The organism is Nocardia sp. NPDC004604 (assembly GCF_040609795.1).
In the GTDB taxonomy this organism is placed as follows: Bacteria; Actinomycetota; Actinomycetes; order Mycobacteriales; family Mycobacteriaceae; genus Nocardia.
This window is the reverse complement of sequence record NZ_JBEXLC010000001.1, coordinates 168,476-189,807: the sequence shown is the minus strand read 5'-3', so window position 1 is coordinate 189,807 and position 21,332 is coordinate 168,476. Positions and strand designations below refer to the sequence as shown.

20 protein-coding genes are annotated in these 21,332 nt (G+C 66.9%); 2 read left to right on the top strand and 18 right to left on the bottom strand.

Annotated features, from left to right (window positions below; genetic code table 11):
• The 17 genes from ABZW16_RS00950 to ABZW16_RS00870 all read right to left on the bottom strand — a co-directional run bounded on the left by ABZW16_RS00950 (position 1) and on the right by ABZW16_RS00870 (position 19,158).
• Positions 1-708, bottom strand: a complete 708-nt coding sequence (locus ABZW16_RS00950; protein WP_354950767.1) for a hypothetical protein — start codon at positions 706-708, stop codon at positions 1-3.
• Positions 705-2,408 carry a peptidoglycan DD-metalloendopeptidase family protein gene (locus tag ABZW16_RS00945; protein ID WP_354950765.1) on the bottom strand — a complete coding sequence of 568 codons (1,704 nt, stop codon included), beginning with the start codon at positions 2,406-2,408 and terminating at the stop codon, positions 705-707. The genes ABZW16_RS00950 and ABZW16_RS00945 overlap by 4 nt, the downstream gene beginning before the upstream one ends.
• Before the next feature lie 46 nt (positions 2,409-2,454).
• A complete protein-coding gene (locus tag ABZW16_RS00940; protein ID WP_354950763.1) occupies positions 2,455-2,763 on the bottom strand; it encodes a transposase in 309 nt (102 codons plus the stop codon).
• 49 nt (positions 2,764-2,812) lie between these two features.
• Positions 2,813-5,131 carry a hypothetical protein gene (locus ABZW16_RS00935; protein ID WP_354950761.1) on the bottom strand — a complete coding sequence of 773 codons (2,319 nt, stop codon included), beginning with the start codon at positions 5,129-5,131 and terminating at the stop codon, positions 2,813-2,815.
• Between the two features lie 7 nt (positions 5,132-5,138).
• Positions 5,139-6,632, bottom strand: coding sequence for an SCO6880 family protein (locus ABZW16_RS00930; RefSeq protein WP_354950759.1), 1,494 nt, complete (start codon positions 6,630-6,632; stop codon positions 5,139-5,141).
• On the bottom strand, positions 6,629-8,113 hold the full coding sequence (locus tag ABZW16_RS00925) for a hypothetical protein (RefSeq protein ID WP_354950757.1): 1,485 nt from the start codon (positions 8,111-8,113) through the stop codon (positions 6,629-6,631). Before ABZW16_RS00925 ends, ABZW16_RS00930 begins: the two co-directional genes overlap by 4 nt.
• The gene (locus ABZW16_RS00920; RefSeq protein ID WP_354950755.1) at positions 8,107-8,958 is read right to left on the bottom strand and encodes a hypothetical protein; all 852 of its coding nucleotides are present in this window, start codon (positions 8,956-8,958) and stop codon (positions 8,107-8,109) included. The genes ABZW16_RS00925 and ABZW16_RS00920 overlap by 7 nt, the downstream gene beginning before the upstream one ends.
• On the bottom strand, positions 8,952-9,767 hold the full coding sequence (locus ABZW16_RS00915; RefSeq protein WP_354950753.1) for a hypothetical protein: 816 nt from the start codon (positions 9,765-9,767) through the stop codon (positions 8,952-8,954). Before ABZW16_RS00915 ends, ABZW16_RS00920 begins: the two co-directional genes overlap by 7 nt.
• Entirely contained in the window at positions 9,764-10,462 is a 699-nt protein-coding gene (locus tag ABZW16_RS00910; protein ID WP_354950752.1) for a hypothetical protein, read from the bottom strand. The genes ABZW16_RS00915 and ABZW16_RS00910 overlap by 4 nt, the downstream gene beginning before the upstream one ends.
• Before the next feature lie 23 nt (positions 10,463-10,485).
• The gene (locus ABZW16_RS00905; RefSeq protein ID WP_354950750.1) at positions 10,486-10,761 is read right to left on the bottom strand and encodes a hypothetical protein; all 276 of its coding nucleotides are present in this window, start codon (positions 10,759-10,761) and stop codon (positions 10,486-10,488) included.
• An 8-nt stretch (positions 10,762-10,769) separates the two neighbouring features.
• Positions 10,770-11,066 carry a hypothetical protein gene (locus ABZW16_RS00900; RefSeq protein WP_040692318.1) on the bottom strand — a complete coding sequence of 99 codons (297 nt, stop codon included), beginning with the start codon at positions 11,064-11,066 and terminating at the stop codon, positions 10,770-10,772.
• 60 nt (positions 11,067-11,126) lie between these two features.
• On the bottom strand, positions 11,127-11,768 hold the full coding sequence (locus ABZW16_RS00895) for a hypothetical protein (protein WP_354950748.1): 642 nt from the start codon (positions 11,766-11,768) through the stop codon (positions 11,127-11,129).
• Entirely contained in the window at positions 11,765-12,643 is an 879-nt protein-coding gene (locus ABZW16_RS00890; protein WP_354950747.1) for a hypothetical protein, read from the bottom strand. Before ABZW16_RS00890 ends, ABZW16_RS00895 begins: the two co-directional genes overlap by 4 nt.
• A 19-nt stretch (positions 12,644-12,662) precedes the next feature.
• Complete coding sequence (locus ABZW16_RS00885) at positions 12,663-13,598, bottom strand: hypothetical protein (RefSeq protein WP_354950745.1); 936 nt, start codon at positions 13,596-13,598, stop codon at positions 12,663-12,665.
• Positions 13,599-13,652: 54 nt separating this feature from the next.
• Positions 13,653-15,284 carry a cutinase family protein gene (locus tag ABZW16_RS00880; protein ID WP_354950743.1) on the bottom strand — a complete coding sequence of 544 codons (1,632 nt, stop codon included), beginning with the start codon at positions 15,282-15,284 and terminating at the stop codon, positions 13,653-13,655.
• 342 nt (positions 15,285-15,626) lie between these two features.
• Positions 15,627-18,032: a RelA/SpoT family protein gene (locus ABZW16_RS00875; RefSeq protein ID WP_354950741.1), complete on the bottom strand. Its 2,406-nt coding sequence runs from the start codon at positions 18,030-18,032 to the stop codon at positions 15,627-15,629.
• A 160-nt stretch (positions 18,033-18,192) separates the two neighbouring features.
• Positions 18,193-19,158 (bottom strand): alkaline phosphatase family protein, encoded by a 966-nt coding sequence (locus ABZW16_RS00870; RefSeq protein ID WP_354950739.1) that lies wholly within the window; start codon positions 19,156-19,158, stop codon positions 18,193-18,195.
• A 195-nt stretch (positions 19,159-19,353) separates the two neighbouring features.
• Between ABZW16_RS00870 and ABZW16_RS00865 the strand changes: the two genes are divergently transcribed.
• Together ABZW16_RS00865 and ABZW16_RS00860 are read left to right on the top strand one after the other, a co-directional pair.
• Positions 19,354-20,112 (top strand): metallophosphoesterase, encoded by a 759-nt coding sequence (locus tag ABZW16_RS00865; protein WP_354950737.1) that lies wholly within the window; start codon positions 19,354-19,356, stop codon positions 20,110-20,112.
• 33 nt (positions 20,113-20,145) lie between these two features.
• Positions 20,146-20,478, top strand: a complete 333-nt coding sequence (locus ABZW16_RS00860) for a YnfA family protein (RefSeq protein ID WP_354950735.1) — start codon at positions 20,146-20,148, stop codon at positions 20,476-20,478.
• Between the two features lie 41 nt (positions 20,479-20,519).
• On the opposite strand, the gene ABZW16_RS00855 is transcribed toward ABZW16_RS00860, so the two are convergent.
• Positions 20,520-21,146, bottom strand: coding sequence for an NUDIX hydrolase (locus tag ABZW16_RS00855; RefSeq protein WP_354950733.1), 627 nt, complete (start codon positions 21,144-21,146; stop codon positions 20,520-20,522).
• Positions 21,147-21,332 lie beyond the last annotated feature (186 nt).

Here is a 21,332-nt window from a genome sequence, read left to right as displayed (position 1 = left end):
TCAGCGGTACGCGTCGAGCCGCCAGCCCGCTGGTGTGCGTACGACGGTCGCGATCACCGTTGTCGGCGGCAGGGATTCCTTGCGCCCGTTCGGATAGACGACCGTCTGCTCGATCCCGATCTTGAACTGCTCGACGTTCGGATCCGTGCTCGCGGGCGGGCGCTCCCCCGACGCGAAGGTGAAGGCATCGATATGCGCCTGCGCCTTGGCCCAATCCGCCCACTGCAGCGTCGCCTTCGGCGTCTCCACCGCGGTCGGTGTGCCGTCCAGCATGCGGATCAGGCTGGGCCCCAACCATTTCCGCGCACGCGACAGCGAGGCGCCCTGGGCTTCGGTGGCGGGCTGCCAGGAGTAGATCTCTTTCAGCGCGGCCACCGCGACACCATCGGGCGTCACCGGATCGGGTGCGGGCACCTCCTCCAGCAATCGGGTTGTGGACGTGGGCGCATGCGGCGCAGCGGAACCCGCGTCCTTGTCCTTGCCGCCACACCCTGCACCGAGCATCGCAACGCTCACCACCAGCATCACCACCAGTTTCGCGCGTGTGTCATTCAAGGCTAGCCGCCACGGCCGATACTTGGGCGGTCCGATCGACGCACGCGCCTCGGCGTGTTCGCTCGCTGCACGCGCGGTCGGCATCTCTGCCGGGGTTGTGGTCTCCACCGCGGTTGTGGTTGTCGTCCCCGCCGCGGTAGCGGTTGTCGTCACAGCACCCTCCTCCCGCGGCCATCGCCCGGCACCGCGACCTCGGTCACGCCACTGGAATGCCCGTATGTTGCGGGCACGGATTTGATCATTCGTCCATTGCCGGAATAGATTCCGACGTCGGCGGGACCACGCGGGCCGAACGAGCTGAATACCAGATCGCCGGGCTCCAGCTTGCGCATGGGCACCTCGATGCCCGCCTCCCACTGCTGTTCGGCGGTCCGCGGCAGCGTAACCGTGCCCGAGGAGGCCGCGAACACGGCGGCCGAGGTGAGACCCGGTCCGTCCAGTCCGCCACCGCTCGGTCCCTGTGGACCGCCACCGCCCCACACGTACGGGGTGCCGAGCCACTGCTGCGCCGCCTGGACGATCTGCCCGCGGCCCGCACCCTCCTGCGGGGTGAAGCGCCCGTTGGAGCCCTGCGCGCGGTACAACGGTTCCATCGCAAGGATATTCGCGACATAGGGCTGGGTCTCCGCATAGTGCGCGGCCACCAGGTTCGGCATGCCGCCGGAGGCCAGTACCGCACCCTCACCGGCGTTGTAGGCGGCCAGGGTCAGCGCGACGACATCGCCCTGTACCCGGCCCTCGGACTCCCATGCGACGATCTTGCGCGCGATGGCGCACATATAGCGGCCCTGACCCATGATCGCGTCACCGTCGTCCCATACGCTGGCCACGCCATTGCCGTCGGCATCGATAACGTAGGGCTTACCGTCGTCGGGGTCGATACTGGCCGCGGTCCCGGGCAGGAACTGGGCCAGCCCCTGCGCGCCAGCGGGTGAGGACGCACTGCGCCGGAATCCGGACTCCTGCCTGCCTTGCGCGGCCAGCAGCGAGGGGGTGATCTGCGGGCAGATGGAACCCGCACGGCGATACCAGATTTCGAGTTCCTGGGGCACCTTGCCCGCCGCCAGCGCGCCGCCCGCCGTGCCGAAGCCGCGATTGCAGCGCGGATCGGAGGAGAAGGCCTGCGCACCACCGACATCCGGGGTCGGGGCGCCGTCGAGCCAGGGCAGCGGGTCGATCTGGCGGCCACCGGTGAAGCGCCCGCCCGGGACGATTTCGAAATGCAGGTGCGGACCGCTGGATTGGCCCGCCGACCCGACCTGAGCGATGGGCTGACCGGCGACGACGGTGTCGCCGACGTGCACGTGCACACCGCTGTCCCACATATGCCCGTAGACCGCCGAATACGCGCGGCCGTTGGTATCCACGGAGTCGACGACGATCCAGTTGCCGAAACCCGATGCGGGACCGGCCGCGACGACGCGTCCATCGGATACCGAGTAGATGGTGGTGCCGTCCGTGGCGGCGAGGTCGACGCCCAGATGCGTGCCACCACGCGCGCCGAAGACATCCGACACGGTGAAGGTGCCAACGGCCAATGGCAGGGTCCGGCGGATCGGGCCGATACCGGCGGCCAGCGACGGGGCACCGGTGGCGGTCGGATTAGCCTGTGTGGCAGTGAGATCGGTCTTCGTGACAGTGGGATTGCCGGTTGTACGCGCGGCGGAAGTGGTAGCGGCGACCCGGGAATCGCCCGGCGCGTAACCACCCAGCGGCGGCAGCACACTCGACGATCCGAGCACCGAGGAGCCCTCGCACCCGTCGTCCACGGCGGGCATCACGACGACCAGCACCAGGGTCATCAAACCCAGCACACTCGCCAGCGCCAGGTATAGGACGGTCCGCCCGGTCACCGCATCCCCGGCGGCGCCGATCGGACGCGAGACGAATTCAGGTGACTCACCGTTGCCGCCGAGATTGGTTGAGGGTGTCGGCCAGCGTCCGGTTCATCTCCGCCGCGGCGGCCAATTGTTGTTGCAGCAGTGCGACTTTGCGGCGCAAGGCGGTCGCGTCGAGGCGCTCCAGACTCGGTCCCTCTGCCGCACGCACCCAGTTGCGAACCGAATTGGTATGCACGCCGATCTGCTCGGCCACCACTCGACACGCCTCCGATTCGCTGCGCAATTTGCCGGTCAGTGCGATGACCTGTTCGACCGCGGCCTTGCGCACCTCCGGGGACACTCTGCGATAGGACCGGTGCGGCATCATGCGCCCCACCTCACACAGACAACCGGTCTCCGTAACAGTGCGGGTTTTCTCATGCGGCGCTCCCATTGGGGGAATCGCCACCGCGCGAAGTGGATTCGGTGAACTCGGAGAAACGCTGGTTGGTTTCGTGGATACCACTCTCCTTCTCGGACAGGGTGAATTCCATATGGAACGGGATGCCGGGGCGACGATCCTCACCGATCTTCAACAGGAATTTGCCGGTACCCGGCGGTGACGGACGTTGCTGGCCGGGTTTGAGTGCCTCACCGGTCAGCGCTTGCGGTGCGGACCATCCGGTCACCATCTCCTCCTCGGCGGATGTGAACGGAACCACGCTGTCCAGGCGCTTGATCTCCTCGCCGGGCAGCGCGCCGAATATCTTGGCGCGCGCGCGTTCGAGGAAGCCGAGCGCCTTCGCGATGGCGGCCTCCGATCCCAGTGCTTGCAGGTCCTTGATGGTGTGGCTGATCATGATCAGCGCGGTGGCGATGGTGCGCTGTAGACGGGTCAGCTCATCGACCCGGTCGACCATGAAGTCACCGAGTCCGAGCACCTGCCACAGCTCGTCCATGACCACTTGGAAATAGCGCTGCGGGCCGAGATTCGCGTCGGCGAGCACATGTGCGGCCTCCACCGAGGCGAATCCGTCGGCCCAGCAGGCCAGCATCACCGCGGCCTTGAGTTTCTTATCGCCGGTGGGGATGTGCGAGACGTCGATGCAGACCGCGACCGCGCTGGTATCGATCGGAACGCTGGTCTGCCCGTTGAAGATCGCGCCGAAGGGGCCCTGAGTGAGTGCGCGCAGCGAACGCCGCAGGCCCTTGATGGCGACCTGGTATTCGTTGGGGTCGTCGGCGCCCGCGTCGAGCTGTAACTCGTCACCGCCGCTGACGATCACCTCGAGCAGGTTCTCCATGATGGGCGGCTGGTCCGGGGTGTAGCCACTGCCCGGCCGGTAGAGGATGCGCAGCGCGGTGGCGATCAGGGTCTCCTCGTAGTCGCGCACGCGTGCGCCGCGCACGAGTTCCACCAGACCGGCGATGAGCGTGACCTGGCGGGCGCGCAGGTCCTGCAGCACCTGAAGTTGCAGTGCGGGAAGCTCGTCCAGCAACGGCACGACCGAACCGAGCACACCCGCGGCGAGCGGGTTGAGCTTGCCGTGGCCGTAGCCCAGATCGATCACCTGACCGCCGACCAGCTCGACCAGCTTGCGGTAGTCCGGTTTCACGTCGGCCAGGATCAGCGGGGTGATGCCCTGTGCGATACCGCCGAGCACGATCCGGCGCACCAGCGAGGACTTACCGAAACCATTGAGCCCCAAGACGAAAAGGCTCGGCGCGGTAATGAAGCTGCCGCGCAGGAACCAGTTCATCGGATCGAAGCAGACCGGCGCGCCGGTGTGCAGATGCGAACCGAGCGGAGTGCCGATCAATGGCGCACCGGCGCCGACCGACCAGGGCCACAGGCCGGCCACCTGGGCAGTGGTGGCCCGGTATTCGACCGGGCGGCCGACGACATTCATCCGGCCGCCACCCGGGCCCAGATAGCCGCGATCGGTGAGTTGGGCCGTGCTGCGGTCGAATCCGTCCTCGAAGACCTGTTCGGCGCGGGCCGCGTAGTTGCGGCGGCGGATATCGTCGGTGCGGACACGGAAAGTCGCGAAGGCCGCCCGCAGTCCGGTGCCCTCGCGGCTGATCTGTTCGAGTTTGGCCCGGGTCACATCGTCGAGCAGGGGCGGACCGGACTGCTTGCGCTTATCGGCCCTGGCCTTTGCCCGGCGGGCGGCCTTATCCATCTGCGGGGTGCCCATCGCACGGTCGGCGGTGTAGTCGACCTTGGCCGCGCGCTGTGCCTCGCGACTCGTCCTGGCTCCGTTGCGATCCGGTCGTGCCACGCGTTCCCCCCGTACCGATCGTTGTGGTGCGCCCTCGCGTGTGGGGCGGGCGGTCCTGGCGCCGTCGAGACGGCCACGATCGGCCGAAGTTCGCTCACCCCGGCCGCTTTCGGATCTGGTGCGCCCGCGCTCGGAGCCGGACTGCGGCCGATCGGCACGGCCACCGTCGGCGGATCCGGCGCCGGGACGCGCCCGACGCTCTGCCGCATCGCGCGACGGTCGCCGCTCCCGATCGGACGTCTGGCCCACCCCGGTCCGTTCGCCGCCGCTCACCCGCGCGGACCGCCGATCCCGGTCGGGCATGTCCTCGATGCCCGACCGCTCGACCCGGCCACCGGTGGGCCGCTGTGCACGTCCCGGTGCGGGGCGGGGCCGACCGTCACTGGTCGGCGGCGCCCACGCCTCGTCCTCGGGACGCCGCTTGCGGCGCACCTCGTCCCGCTCGCGCACGGGTGGCTCGTACTCACGTGCCATGGATCGCTCACCCCGCCAAGGCTTTCGGAATTGTCGCGTGTTCCGGCAGGATCACCCCGCAACCGAGCGAGGCCGCGAAGGCCGCCGCCTGATAGCGGTAGCACCGCCGGATCTTCAACCGCGCCTGTGTGGACAGGTCGCGGGTTATGGCTTCGATACGCGGCAGGTCGCCGCGTAGGGGCTCGGTAATGGTCACCAGCGCCCCGAAGCGGGTCACACCGTGACCCCGGGCTTGTTCCTCACGGGCCTGCTGGGTGGCGCCCACCCGCAGGGTCGCGGCCGCCGAGACGACACCCCGTTCGCTCTGCTGTGCCACCAGCGCGTTCTTGAAGTCGTCATCGACGATTTCGGCGGCGTCGGCAGCCGAATGCGGACGGTACACGATGGCGATGCGCTTGCGCGGCACTTCGGGATTCGGCGCCAGCAGCCGCTGCAGCACCCGCTCGTCCACCGCTCCCTCGGGTGCGGCGTCCATCTCCCAGGTGACCGAGCGACCGCCGTCGTGCACCAGATGATCCCACTTCTCGTCGTGCGAGACCGGTCCGGCATCGGCCCAATCCAGCCCGTGCCCTTCGGGTTCGCCGGCGGCGACCTCGAGATCGGCCTGCGAGGCAGGGTCGTAGCTGCGCCGGATGAACGAGATGACCTCATCGGCCGACATGGGCTGGGCGCGCACGCCCGCCTCGGCGAGCGCGGCGCAGATGCCCGGCAGTCTGCGCCCGATCTCGACGGCCTCCTCGGCGGGATTCTTGCGCCGCTCGGCGGTGGTCGCCTTGAAGGTGATCGCGACCCGCGGCAGCAATTGCACCCGTTCCTGCGGTAGTTCGGTCGCGAGTTCGTACATCACCTGCTGCGCCAGTTCCGGTGCCTCCGGCCGGGTGATAGTGGAAACCTCGGTGAGCAGCCGGTTGCCGGTTTCGGGCACGGTATCGATCACCGGAACCACGGCGACGATGTCACTGGTCTGGCCGACCGAGGCGAGGAAGGTGCCCCATGCCGAGACCCAGCGATCGATGACCGGCTGATCGACGGCCTCGTGGCCCTGCGGCCACGCCCGCAAAACCACTGTGTACTGGGCGAATTGCGGTAGGTGGATCATGCCGAAGCTGTAGCCGCCCGCATCGATGCCCTCATAGAGCTTCGAGGGGGCGAGCAGACCGGGTAGCCGGGTGACACCGCCCGGAATCCGCGAGAACCGGCCACCTCGGTACACATGCTCGCCGCGGCTGCGTGAGCGCATCCAGTTGAACATCATCAATCCGTTCTCGTATCCGGAGCGGCCCCCGGTCCGCCACACCAGTGGAACCATCACGACAACGCCGGTGCCGCCCACGATCAGACCCCATTGGAACCCGCCGACCATGGCGCAGATCAGGGCCGTGATCACGACGACGAAGCCGATGACGGTCTCTTCCCAGCGCAGACCGAAAAGGCCTGCGCTGCGCGGCTTCTGCCACAGCCCGTACGAGCGGCGCTCGTAGGGATCGCTCGTCATCGTCATCGCGGAATGGTGCTCCTCCCGAGGTCGGGCGAACGATTCGCCCAGCGGTCACCAGCTACATCACCCATGGCCTCATCGGCGCGGGTCAGCGGCGCGGTCGCGGCGCGGGCCGCACCGATCGCACCCGCCGCCCTGGACGCTCCGGACGGTACTCCCGCCCCGCCCTGCGGGCCGGAGGCGCGCGGAGGTGCGCCCGTCGCGGCACCGCCACCGCCACCGCCACCGCGCGGCGGGACCGGACGCGGAGCGCCACCGCCACCGCGCGGACCGCCAGCGCCGCCCGGGGGCCGCGGACCGGTGGACGAACCGCTGACATACCCAGCCGAACCCGGTGCGGCACCCTTGGCCGAAACGGCCTTGGTACCCATCGCACCCAAAGCGCCTACCGCAATCAGGGTTCCACCCGTCGCGGTGAGACCGGAACCGCCGCTGCCCACGATCGCGACCGCGGGCGTCACCAGTCGCATCAGCGCGGGCAGTACGAACGCGACACTGCACAGCAGCACGATCGCGACCAACATCCGCTGTGCCTGTTCACCTTCGGGCAGCCCGCCGGTATCGGTCAGCGAATCAACATGGCCCGCAGTGGTGAACGCGATCATATAGACGATGGCAGCCACCGGCTTCCAGAGCATGAACGCGATGATCCAGCCGATCAGCTTCTGATAGGACTGCTTGCCGACATTCATACCGGACGCGGCCGCCGCCAATGGCAGCACACCCGCCGCGATGAGCAGCAGACCCTGCCGGACGATGGCGAGCACGATCTGCGCGAGCGCGCCGAGCAATCCGACGATCGCGATGATCAGCACCAGACCCGGCGAAAACGCCTGCAGCTTACTGGTTTTCACCATCAGCTCGGCCAGGTCCTTGGCATTGCCATCGGTCGAATCGTTGATGATCCACTCGGAGAAGCGATCCGAGGCCTGGGTACCGGCGACGATGACGGCGCCGAGCATCCAGGAGCTGAAAACCACACGGGCGAACATGCGGAACGATTCGGCCGCCTCGTTCATCGCGGCGCCGCGTCTGGCTTCGGCCAGTCTGGCGCCGGACAGGATCACCGAGGCTATCAGCAGCAATATCTGCGCCTGATAGGTGTAATCGTTGATCTTCACGAACAACGAACCGTTATCGCTGGCCGCCTCGTTGGGGACCTTCATCCAGAAGGTCAATGCGAGGATGATGGCCTGGCCGAGGCCGTTCATCAGCGAATCGACGACCTTGCCGAAGGTCGAATCCCAGGCCTTGTCCTTGATCGCGTTCGCGACGCCGCTGGGATGTGATGCGGCGTTACCCGCCTTGCATACCGCCGACGCGGCGTCACCGAGGGATACCCCTGGCAGGCCGACATTGTCGAGGGTGTCGTGCAGTTCGTTGCACGTGTCGTCGAAACCGTAGGTCTGTCCGTATGCCACCGTCGGTGTCGCGATCATCACTGTGAAGATGACCGCGAAAATCGTGACTAGACGCCTCACCATTGTGTCCACCCCTCGATGCTTCGCAGGGAATCGATCTGGACTTGCTGCTGTCCACTCACCGCCGTGAGCTTCCAATCGCCTTCGCGCCATACGACTGCCAGGCGCATGCCGACCCATGTTGGTTGGCCATCAGCTGTTTCTCGGGCCTTTCTCGCAAACTGGACGATCGCTGAATCTTCGGTATAGCTCTCGATTCGGAATGCATCCGAAGCGAACAGCAAGGGTCTCAACTTGTCCGGCAGTCGATCCGAGACCTTGCCCTCGGCCACGAGTCGGTCGTAATCGGCCAGATATTGCGGCGTGACCTCGACCAGCCGCAGTAGCAGATCACGGTCGCGCGGGTTGGCATTGGTGCGCCAGTAGATCTGCTCGGCCGCCAGGGCCGCGCCCTGCGGAGTGTGGGCGAATCCGACGGCTGCCTTGCCGTCGATGCGTGCCGGACCATCGGAGGTGGAGAACCGCACCACAGGTCCGCCGAACACGCGCTGCCACACGCCTTGACCACTGGCAGGCTGCGGTGCCGCGGTCTGCCAATTCGGCCCACCCGGCTGCTGTCGCAGTGCGGGATTCTGTTCCAGCACAACGCCTATGCCATTGTCGGGCACATCGACTCGGCGGCCGAATATATCGACGTCCGGATTGCCGAAGCCCGCCGCCCCGGTCTCGGGCACATTCTCCGAACTCGTCCCGGTCTTCGATACCTGGTCGCCGCCAACGGCGTTGTCCCGCATCGCAACCACGGTCACCACGACCGCGACGACCACCGCGAGCAGCGCGCCGACGCCGAGCACCGCGAGCGGCGAACGGTTACGTGCCGGACCCGAGCCGGGCCCCAGGCTCACCATTTCGTCCACCCGTTCAGGGATTCGACATACTCGGTCTGCGTGGTGTTCGTGGTAGCGGGCTTCAGTCGCCAGTCCCCCGCATCCCACACCATGACCAATCGCAGAGCCGCCCACAGCTGCTTGCCGTCGACCACTGGGCCACGCGAAGCGAACTGAATGATCGCCAGATCATCCGCATAGTTCTCAACCCTGAACGCATCCGAGGCAACGAAATACCGAGTTACCTTCTCCGGCTGCTGTTCCGGCAGCTTGTCCTGGGACAGTGCCTTGTCATAGGCGGCGATCTGCTGGGCCGAGACGCGCACCTGGCGGACGTAGAGGTCGCGGTGGGCGGGGCGGGCGTTGAGGCGGTAAGTGATCTGGGCCGCCGCGAGCACCGCGCCTTGTGGGGTGTGCGAATAGCCAACGGCCAGACCGTCTTCGATGCGGGTGGGTCCGTCCGAGGTGGAGAACGGGACGGAGGCGCCATAGACCCGCTGCCAGCCGTGCGGTGCGGTGGTGCCCTCGGGGGCGGCGGTCAACCAGTCCGCGTCGGACGGTTTGCGCTGGCGGGTCGGATCCTGCGGAAGTGGTTGTCCGGCAGAATTGTTCGGGATATCGACGCGTCTGCCGAGAATATCCACCTCGGGGGTCGCGAAGCCGTCCGCGCCGGAACCCGTTGCGGCGGCAGCCTTGTCGCCGCCGGAACCCGAATCGTCCCGCCCGATGAAGACGAATATGCCCACCACGACGATGAGCACCACCACGGCCGCGGATGCGATGACACCGAAGGAGACGCGATCGCGCGGGTACGACTCCTTTTCGCTCATGCCGGTGCCTCCAATTTTACTATGTCCGTGGGTAATTCATCGACCGACTCAATGGGCCGGGCGGTCGGGTCCTGGTCGGGCAGCCGTAACCTCCAGTCGTTGCCGAACCACTCGACGGTGGTGTGATTCACCGCCTTGGAGCTGTCGGAATATTCGGTATAGACATCGACGGCCGATGCCGCGTCGGTGTAGCTGGTGATCTTGTAACCCAGCAGTCTCGGAGCGTATTCGGGCGATGCCGGGCCGGTGATCGAGAGCTGCAGGCGGTTCACCGACCACTCATCTCTCGCCTTGTCCGGCACTACCTCGAGGCGCACGATATCGGGCCACTGACTGTCGGCGGCGATCGACAATCGCACCGTGTGGACGATCGCCGCGAGGGCCGCACCGCTCGGTGACTGCTCGAAACCCGTTGCGGCGCCGTTGGCCGTTTTCTTGGGCCCCTGCGCGGCGTTCGGAAGTGCGACGCCCTGGAACGGCTGCCACCGCACCTGAGTCGGCGCGGCCGACAGGTTCGGGCCGGAATCGCCGTCACCGCCGCCGCAGCCGACCGTCGCCAGCAGCATGGCAGCACTGAACACACCCGCAGCGGGAGTGCGGATGCGCCGCCGCGGCGCGATGAGGTGGTTTCGCGCGTGCTCGCGCTCTGCTGTTGCGCGCGACCGGCGAGCGGTCGCCAGCGGTGTGGAATTCATGCCAGGGCCGTCCCCATCCCGGTTCACGTCGGCAGGAACGCCAACGCGATCCCCGAGGCCGTACTCGCCACCGCTGCCCCGAGCAGACTCATCAAAACGCCGTGCGAGGCGTCGTTCATCGCCAGATCGCTCCGGAATGCGATCCACAGGCGGCCCGCGGACACGATCATCCACGCCAGGCACACCAGCAGCACGAACCAGAGCAACCAGTTCAGCAGCTGCATCAGCGGTTGCAGCACTTCGGCGGGCATCTGCTTGTAGGCGAGCAGTTCCGCCGCGGACATTCGCACGGTCGACATCGCGGACATCAGGTTCCGATGACGGCGTTCATGATGGTGCCCGCGCTGGTCGCGACCACCCCGCCGATCATGGCTCCGGCCACCATCTTCGGCGACTCGAGTCCACCACCTGTCCACTTCTCCCATGCGAACTTGCCGCCCGCGTAGGTGATTCCGCAGATTCCGGAGAGCAATACGAACCAGGTGAGATACCGGACCAGCTGCAAGATCTTCTCCGAGCCGGGAGGCGCCTCCGGGGTCGGGTTACCGACCTGAGCCAGGACAGTGCCGTACGTGTCCTGCACGGCGAGGAGAATCATGCTCATCGGCTGCCTTTCTGGGTTGAAATTGTCGTCAACGGTCCGGTCCGGCGGTCAGTGTCAGGCTCATCGGTGGCCCTCCTCGAAAGATGTACTGCTATCCAGGTTTTCGCGTACCACCGCAACGATATCGGCGCCGAGTTCGCGGACTTCGAGCGGAACTTCCTCGAGCGGGTCGATCTTTTTCTTTTTCGGCGGAATCTCGTCGCCGGGGGTCCAGATGGGCAGTTTCTCCGGCTCGACCAGAGTCCATTCCTCGTACCACGGGATCTGCCAGACCTGGCCCGCGAGCGAACCGACCACATCGCGGTAGCGGCGGATCTCGGCGGGCAGGCGACCGGGACGTGCGGCGACGGTGATCAGACCGAGCACCTCACACGATCCGGCGAAGTCCGAATGGTATTGGCGCAGAAGGTCATGCGCGCGGGTGAGCCCGGTAATGGTTTCCCTGGCCACCAATACGACGAAAGGGGATTCACGGTCGAAGACGCCGGGCCAGCGGCGGCCCGAATCCGCCGCGGGCGCAAGCACATGCGCGAGGGTACTGGCTCCCGCACCGCCGTGCACACCTAGCAGCCACCACAGCGGAGCTCGGCCGACGCCGGGTACGGGGCGGTCCCAGATAGGTGCACGACGAGATTCCGGCGGGGCGACCACACCGGCTCTAGCGGCTTCGGTTCGACGGCGAAGTTTCATGGCGGCCGTCATGATGCCACTCCGGCGAGCAGCCGCCCATAAGCACGGCGCGTCTCGGCGGCCAGCGATGCGTGGCGCACGAGTTCACCGCGCGCCAAATGCGGATCGTAGGGAATCTCCATGATGTCGCGAACCCAGCCGGACAGATGTTCGCGCAAATGGTCGGCAACATGCGAGTCCGCACCCGACATCTGGTGTGAGACAACGATTGTGGTATCGCCGACGATACCGCCGCCCTGTCCCTCGGCCGAGTCGCCGAACTGGTCGTCGAGCCATTCCAGGGTGACCCGGAGCCGGTTCGCGGCATCGGCGCGCGCCGGAATGGCAAGCACCAGAGCGACATCCGCGTCATCGAGCAACGGCCGCAGCTGCCGTCCGGCAATCGGGTTGCCGCCGTCGTAGACCGCGGTGTACCCGGCGTCATAGATTCCGCGCGCGACTGTGAGATATGTGGCACGCCGACGCAATGGCGCGGCGTCGCGCCACAGCAGTCCGATGCCCGAACTCGCCTGCGACAGACACTCCTTCAACGGCGCCGGTTCATCGCCACCACGTCCGTACAACCACGACTGCAGACTGATCGGATGCAGGTGCTCGTCGGCTCCGCGTAGCGCCAGATCGCTGCCCGCCGCGGTCGCGTCCACCGCCACCGTCGGCGTGCCCGCCATGCCCAACTCACCCGCCAGGCCCAATGCCGTGGTTGTCGTCCCTGCACCACCACAGCCACCGACCACCAGAATCGAACGCTGCGTCGGTTCCGCAGATTCGGTCTCACCGCGCTTGCTGCGCCGCAGTCGCACCACCGGAGCCTTGGATGGCGCATGCCGGTCCGACGAATCACCCGCATCGGGCGCCTCATCGAGCCAGCGGCTCCAGTCGTCTCCCATCGCTATCAGCTCTCCCTACTCATCCGGCCGCAACGCCCGTGATGAGCGTGCGGCCGCCGACCATCACCGTGGTGACGGTCTGCTTGTTGTACGTGGCGGGCGCGCCGCCGGGCCGGTACTCGGTGACCTCGACCGAATACCGGTTCTCGGTGATGGTCTGGATCCGCACGCAGTGCGTGGTGCCGATCGGAACGGTGTCGATGCCGTGCTGGATCACCTCGGCGGCGGAGATATTCGAATCCGGTGCGACAACCGCCCGGACTCGCTCGCCGGAGCGTTCCACGTAGTAGGCGTACTGAAATGCCAGGATCGCGTCCGGTCCGGAATCGGTGCCACCGGGTTCGGCACTGCGCACGATGCGGTCGGCGCGTTCGGTTGGGCAATCCGAAATGCCCTGGGATCGAACGCTGCCCGCGGTGAACTGCATCGAGGGCACGAGCGGTGCCGCGGCGCCGTGATCACCGGAGGAACGCAGCAGATAGATCGCGCCAGCGGCGGCAGCCGCCAGCAGCAGCACGGCCACGACGAGCACCGCGGCCACCCGGGCTCGACGCGCGGATGGGTGATCGCGTGCCTCCTGGCGCAACGCTCGCGTCGCCCGCTCGGCGCGTGAAATGCGACTGTTGTCGTATTCGTCCTCCGGCCACGGGAACTGGACGAGTTCGCCATCGCGCGGCCCGACGTAGTCGTCGTCCGGGCCGGGGGCGTGTCCGGCGACCCAATCCGACCAGCCACCGGTGAATTCGCTGCGATTGGAGCCCAGATCGGCCGGAACCTCGTTACGCGCACGCATTTCGTCGGGATCCTCTTCGCGAATGTAGTGCGGATACCGGGCCGGGCCGTCCTCGTCGCTCGGCATCCGCAATTCCGCCTCGTCCTGCTGCGGGGTGGATACATCCGCTTCCGGCTCCAGCGCGCCGTACCAGCGCGACAGCTGTTTGTACGACTTCAACATTCCCCCATTCCCGCAGCGCGAGGCACGTGATGCATCATCGGACCCTCTCTGCGATCAGTTCGTGGAGAACGGGTAGGTGTTGTTTGCGGTGCCGGGTACTACGGTGGGCCGAGCCGACGCTGCGCCGCCGGATGACGCGCCATCGGCTCCTGTCCCAAACGGAAATTGTCCCGTACCGGAGGTATTCGGCGTAGTCGACGCGCCGGAAGTTTGTCCGAAGAATCCGGTACCAGGCTTGGCGTTCCCGCCCTCCGGCACCGCGCCGCCGCCGAATTTGTCGGCCAGATCGTGTGCCACCGCGGCGAACCAGTCGGCGACGAATCGGGTGGGCGCCGCACCGGTGGCGGTCACGGCCGTGGTGCCGTAGGCGCCGTGGCGCTGGACGGTGTCCCAATACCGCACCCAGGTCGTCACATTGAGCAGGTCGCTGTTGTCGGTGATGTTCTGTACAACCGCGTCGAAGGCCTGGGTGACCAGCCGGACACCGGTCGTCGGCGGCACCAACTGGGGCAGCGCGCCCAACAATTTCGTGCCGAGCAGCAGGATTCCGGAGACCGGGTCGGACAGGCCTGTGGTGGCGAGTTGAGTGATGGTCGCCGGGTTGATGACCGCCTTGACCACCGTCACGACGGCGTTCAGACCGATCGTGCCGACCCTCAGCAGTGCCCGCAGTGCCGCGGGGGCATCGAGCGGAGTTCGCGGGTCAGCGGCGTCGGCGAGGCGCTGGGAAATCGACTTCTTGGGCGAGATCGACAGATTCGCCACCGAGTTGCCTTGGACGTCCTGGTTGACGACCTCGGTTGCGGTCTTGATCGAGGTGAAGGCCAGCGCCTGCGCGATCGAAACCAATGAGGCGATCGGATCGCCACCGCTCAACTTGGTCTGTCCCGCGATACTGGCCACCGCTTTGAGGATCGGCGCACCCTCCGGCGCGTCGCACGCGAGATCGCCTGCGGCACAGAAACTGGCGACGCGGCCGGTCAGCGCGGCGAAGTTGGCGGCCTTATCGCGTTCAGGTCCGATGCCGCCGCCGCTGGCCGGTTCCTGCGGCAGTGCCGCGATGGACGCGATCTGATCGCCCGAGGTACCCGGCGCGGGATCGGGGGTCGCCTTGCCCGGCGAGCCGGGAAACAGCGGCGCACCGGGATTGCGGGTCGGATCGGCGAACAGGGCGACCGCCGCGACCCTGTCCGGCGTGATCACGCCGTGGCCCTGCCCGACCTCCTGGGCGAACATCGAGGCCACATGCGCGCCTTGCGAATAGCCGACGATCGCGAAACGGGTCTCGGCACAGCGGTCTGCGACATCCTTGGCCATCGAACGCAGCCGAGCCAATCCGCCGGTCACCGACTCCGCATACGACGCTGCACCACCGGCGGTCGCGCCGCCGAAGCCGGATTCATAAGGGACGTAGGCCCGATCGACCAATCCGGGCTGCGACGCCTTGGCCAGCATCGGCATGAAGACCGTGGAGAGCATGCCGGTATCGGTGGTCGGTGCGGCATCGGGCGACGATTCGCCGGTGCCCTGAATTCCCAACGCGTACAGTGCCGGACAGGTGCCGATGGCGATATTCGTCGTCGGGCCAACGGGATCGGACGGTTGCGCCACGGCGGTTCCCGCGGTCACCACAGCAACGGTGAATGCGACCAGCATTCCCGACATCCGTGCCGTGTACTTCGTCATAGCGATCCGCAATCAATTCGTGTTGCCGCACCCAACCAAAACGCCATGAAACGCAATAGACCGTAACAGATTCCGACTCTTCCTGCGGGTTCGACGAAAAGTCCGCGCGAACCGCCGTCGGACAGATGGCAGTTCGCGGCGTGCCGTCACCGATATTCCGACAAACTTCCGATCGCCGGAATCACCCGGCAACTGGTGGTCGCCCGCTCGGCGATTCGAATCATCAACGTGGACATCGCATTCCGGTGATCGGCGGACCGCATGCACCAGGCCATCGCGCCGATCCCTACGGATGCGCCGGATATGCCCTCCGGCGATGTTCAGCGTGCTCGACCGGAGCGATCAGGTGGCCGAGGTCACACGATAGACGTCGTAGACGCCTTCCACGTTGCGCACCACATTCAGCAAGTGGCCCAGGTGTTTCGGATCGCCCATTTCGAAGGTGAACTTGCTGATCGCGACCCGGTCGCCGTGCGTGGCCACCGAGGCGGACAGGATATTGACCTTCTCATCGGCGAGCACCTTGGTCACATCCGAGAGCAGCCGGGTGCGGTCGAGGGCCTCGATCTGGATGGCCACCAGGAATACCGAGGACGGCGACGGCGCCCACTCCACGTCGATGATGCGCTCGGCCTGTTCACGTAGCGAACCGGCGTTGGTGCAGTCGGTGCGGTGCACGCTGACCGCGCCGCCGCGGGTAACGAAGCCCATGATCTCGTCGCCGGGCACCGGGGTGCAGCACTTGGCCAGTTTGGCGACCGTGCCGGTCGCGTTGGGAATCAGTACGCCAGCATCACCGGTGACGCGCTGGCGGGCCGGGGTGGTCGACGGCGTGGAGCGCTCGGCGAGTTCGTTCTCGACATCGCCGATGCCGCCGAGCTGTGCCATCAACCGCTGCACGACGTGGTGCGCGGACACCTGGTGCTCACCGACGGCGGTGTAGAGCGTGGAGATATCGGTGTAGTGCAGTTCATGCGCGACCGCGGTCATCGCGTCCACGCTCATCAACCGCTGCAGCGGCAGCCCGACGCGGCGGACCTCCTTGGAGATCTGCTCCTTACCGCTCTCCAGCGCTTCCTCGCGGCGCTCCTTGGCGAACCACTGCCGGATCTTGGCCTTCGCGCGCGGAGAGACCACGAAGTTCTGCCAGTCGCGACTGGGTCCGGCATTCTGCGCCTTCGAGGTGAATACCTCGACGACCTCACCGTTTTCGAGCTGACGTTCCAATGCGACCAGTCGGCCGTTGACCCGCGCGCCGATGCAGCGGTGCCCGACCTCGGTATGCACCGCGTAGGCGAAGTCGACCGGAGTCGACTTCTGCGGCAACGTGATCACATCACCCTTCGGAGTGAAGACGAAGATCTCCGGCGACTTCAGATCGAAGCGCAGCGATTCCAGGAATTCCGCCGGGTCGGCGGCCTCTCGCTGCCAGTCGAGGAGTTGCCGCATCCACGCCATATCGTCGACTTCGGTGGAGTCATTGGAGTGCTTGCCGCGGGTTTCCTTGTAGCGCCAGTGCGCGGCAATGCCGAATTCGGCGGTGCGGTGCATGTCCTGGGTGCGGATCTGCACCTCCAGCGGCTTGCCGTCCGGGCCGACGACGGTGGTGTGCAGCGACTGGTAGACGCCGTAGCGCGGCTGGGCGATGTAATCCTTGAACCGGCCCGCCATCGGCTGCCACAGCGAATGCACGACGCCGACCGCCGCGTAGCAGTCACGGACCTCGTCGCACAGGATGCGGATGCCGACCAGGTCGTGGATATCGTCGAAGTCCTTACCCTTGACGATCATCTTCTGGTAGATCGACCAGTAGTGCTTGGGGCGGCCCTCGACTATCGCGTTGATCCGCGACGCCGCAAGGGTATTGACGATTTCCGCGCGCACCCGCGCCAGGTAGGTGTCGCGCGAGGGCGCGCGATCGGCGACCAGTCGCACGATCTCGTCGTATTTCTTCGGGTGCAGGATCGCGAACGCGAGGTCCTCGAGTTCCCATTTGACCGTGGCCATACCCAGGCGGTGCGCCAGCGGCGCGATCACCTCGAGGGTTTCCTTGGCCTTCTTCGCCTGCTTCTCCGGCGGCAGGAAGCGCATGGTGCGCATGTTGTGCAGGCGGTCGGCCACCTTGATCACCAGCACACGCGGGTCGCGCGCCATCGCGATGATCATCTTGCGGATGGTCTCGGCCTCGGCGGCAGCGCCCAGGTTGACCTTGTCCAACTTGGTGACGCCGTCGACCAGATGCGCGACCTCGGCGCCGAAATCCTGGGTCAGCTGCTCGAGCGAGTAGCCGGTGTCCTCCACGGTGTCGTGCAGCAGCGCCGCGACCAGGGTGGTGGTGTCCATGCCGAGTTCGGCCAGGATATTGGCGACCGCGAGCGGATGCGTGATGTAGGGGTCACCGGACTTGCGGAACTGGTGGGCGTGGCGCTCGTCTGCGACATCGAAGGCACGCTGCAGCAGGTTGAGGTTCGCCTTCGGGTACAGCTCGCGATGCACGCTGGCCAGCGGTTCGAGCACCGGTTTGACCGCCGCGATACCGCGTTGACCGGTCATGCGCCGGGCCAGGCGGGCGCGCACCCGCCGGGATGCGGAGGTCGGGACGGCAGCCGCGGTACCGGGCTGGCGCGCCGCCGCAGAAGTGCCGCTCACCTGCGGCTTGGGCTTCGATGCATCCGGGGTGGCCGCACCGTTCGACTGCGGGGCGCCCGCCGATTGCTCGACATTCGCCTCGCCAAGATGCTGAGTCATGCCACCACCTCTCCACGCCGCGATCGGAACACCCTATCCGACCGCTGCAACCGCCCAGACCACAACTTTAGTCCGAGCGCAGGTCATGCGTTCGATCCGAGGTTGCCGAGTCGCCGACAACCTCGGAAAACATCACCGTGTGAGGTGCGAAAAAGGTGCCCTATCGGCTGGTGAAGGGTTCAACGGGCTGGCGGATGCGGGACTGGCCGTCGAAGTCCGGATCGAGCGGGGCGTGGAAGATGTCCAGCACCGTTGGGGTGATATCGACCAGGGAGAAGCTGGAGCTGGTCGCGCCCGCGATGAAGTTCGGGCCGCGGGCGATGACGAAACTGGTTGTCTCATCTGGGGTTTGGCCGCCGTGCCCGCCCTTGGGCCGATGACCGTGGTCGGTGGTGACCAGGATGGTCCAGCGTTCGGCGGGGTTGGCGCGGGCGCGGGCGTCCACGGCGGCGACGATGCGGCCGACCAGGGTGTCGATGCGGGTGACGGCGTCGCGGTATTCGCTGGTTGCGCCGCCGTGCTTGTGACCGGCGCGGTCGACCTGGTCGAGGTGGGTGAAGAGGAAGTCGGGGGCGTATTTGGTGATGGCGGTGACGACGCTGTCGGCGGTGGCGGCATCGGTGGCGATTTCGTCGTCGTCACCCGGGACGGGTGGGGTGGAGATGACGACGTCGGCGCGGGGGTTACCGCTGCCAGCCATAGTGGCGATCTGATCCCAGGTGGCGATGGACTGGGTCTTCAGGGTCGGATCGGAGCGTTCGAGCCTGGTGAAGACCGTCGGGTACTTCGCGAACGGGGTGGCGTCGAAATTGTTGTCGGTGATCCCGTGCTTACTGCCCCAGACCCCGGTGAGCACGGTCGCCCAGGACGGACCGGAGATGGTGACATGCGGGGCGATGGAGGTGCGGCCGAGGGTGCCTTCGGCGCTGAGCCGCAAGAGGTTCGGGGCGCGGACTTCCTCGATCTTGCGGTACATCAGGCCGTCGAGTCCGATGAGGACGACCTTGTCGACTCGGGTGGCGGCCTGTGCGCGGCCGGTGGCGAGGACGGTCGAAACGGCCGCTGCGACAACGGCACCGGAGAACAGTTGCCTGCGTGCGAGGGACGTGCTGGTTCGCGCGCTCATATCCGGAACGATCCGGTACGCCTGTGCCTTTCGGATAGTTCACCGAGTGAGTGTTCATTGATGTTTCATCGGTCTCGCCATCACTGGTCGCCTCGCTGAACAACCACTGAACTCGCGATAGCTAAAAGCTATTCGTACTGCTCACGGGCACGTATCGGTGGGGTGAACAACAGAAGCCGTTTGACACCTCGCCGCATGTGTGGCTGGCTGACCGCCATGTTCCACGCTGCCGACGGCACGGCCACCGCACCCCTCCGAATCGCCGCCGTCGCGGACCTGCATATGCGCGATGCCGTCGCGGGGCGCTTCCGTCCGGACTTGCTGCGGATTACCGCCGATGTGCTGCTGCTCGGCGGTGATCTCACCGAGGCCGGCGCGCTGTACGAGGCGGATCTGCTGTGCGCCGAGATCGCCCGGCTGCCGGTGCCGGTGGTCGCGGTGCTGGGCAATCACGATCACGACCGGCGTCTGGGATACCGCATTGCCGCCATGCTCACCGACCTCGGGGTGCATCTGCTCGACGGCGATGCGGTCACCCTCGACGTGCGTGGGCGGCGGTTGGGTATCGCCGGTGTGATGGGTGGCAGCGGTGGATTTCCGGGGTATCCGGGCCGACCCGATGAAGGCAGTGCCGAACATCGCCGGCGGATGCGCCGTGGACCGTTGGACGCGCTGCGGCTGCGTCACGCATTGGACTCACTGGAGTGCGAAACCCGTATCGCCCTTATGCATTTCGCGCCGATCGTCGACACGTTGGTAGGTGAGCCGCCGAAGATCTACCCGGGTCTGGGGTGTCACGATCTGGGCGAGGCCGTGGATGCGGGCGGTGCGGTGCTGGCGATCCACGGCCATGCGCACGGTGGTACCGAATTCGGACGCACTGCCGGCGGGGTGCCGGTGCGGAATGTGTCGTATCCGGTGCTCGGGCGCACCTATGCGGTTTATGAGCTGTAAGCGCGGCGGGGCGCAGCAGGTACGTTCTACCGCATGACGATCGCCCGGTCGCTGCTGCTGTTCGCCCTCGCCGCACTCGCCGAGATCGGCGGCGCCTGGCTCGTCTGGCAGGGCTGGCGCGAGCAGCGCGGGTTGCTCTGGATCGCGGCGGGCGTGCTCGCGCTCGGCGCCTACGGCTTCGTCGCCACCTTCCAACCGGACCCGAACTTCGGCCGCATCCTGGCCGCTTACGGCGGCGTCTTCGTCGCGGGCTCACTCGCCTGGGGCATGATCGTCGACAAATTCCATCCAGACCGCTGGGACTACCTGGGTGCCACCCTCTGCCTCATCGGCGTTGCGGTCATCATGTACGCCCCACGCCCCTGAACCCTGCGTCCTTACCTGCACCGACTCGGCAGGCAGCTGTGCTATTCGTCGGGACTGAAGGCCCAGATGGCTGCGGGGCGCCCGGTGGCCTTGATGCGGCGGCGTTCGGTGGTGCGGGCCAGGCCGGGGATGGCGGCCAGGGTGCGGTTCAGATTCGCCGGGTCCGGGCGGGTGCCGTGGACGGAGGCGCTGAGTTCGACCGCGCGGGTGGCGGGAAATTCGTCGCCGGTCAGTGCTCGGGTGAAAGTCAAATCCTTCCAGAGCAACCGGGCGAGCAGGCTGCGGGCGGCATCGACAATGCGATTGTGGTCGAAGGCCAGTTCGGGCACCGCATCGAAGGAGACCCATTGGGCGGGCCCCTCGTGCGGTCCGACCACCGCCCACATGGCAATGGACAATGTCGGCCCACGCGGGTCGCGGTTCGGTTCATCGAAGGTCACCAACTGCCCGACGGCCCCGATCGCCGCCTCCGGCACCCCGAGCTTGGTGTGCACGGCCCGCCGAGCGGCCGCGACCAGCCGCTCCCCCCGCCCGAGCAGCACGCCCGGCAATGCCAGCCGCCCCGTGAACGGCTCCATCTGCCGCGGTGCGATACCAACGCTCACCCCGGCGTCATCGCCCCAGAACCGCAACGCCACCACATCGACCGAAACAACGGATTGCTCCACGCCGGCCCATCCTGCCGGACCCCCGACATCCTGCGCCGAGCGGCACGCGAACAAGACCATCTCAACCCGTGCCGCAGGCCGGTGCGCCACGCAATGCGCCCTGCCACAACTCATGCGCCAGCACACCGCCGCGTGCCGCGCCACCGCAACGTCGCACGACCACGACGGACCATTCGCATGGTCATT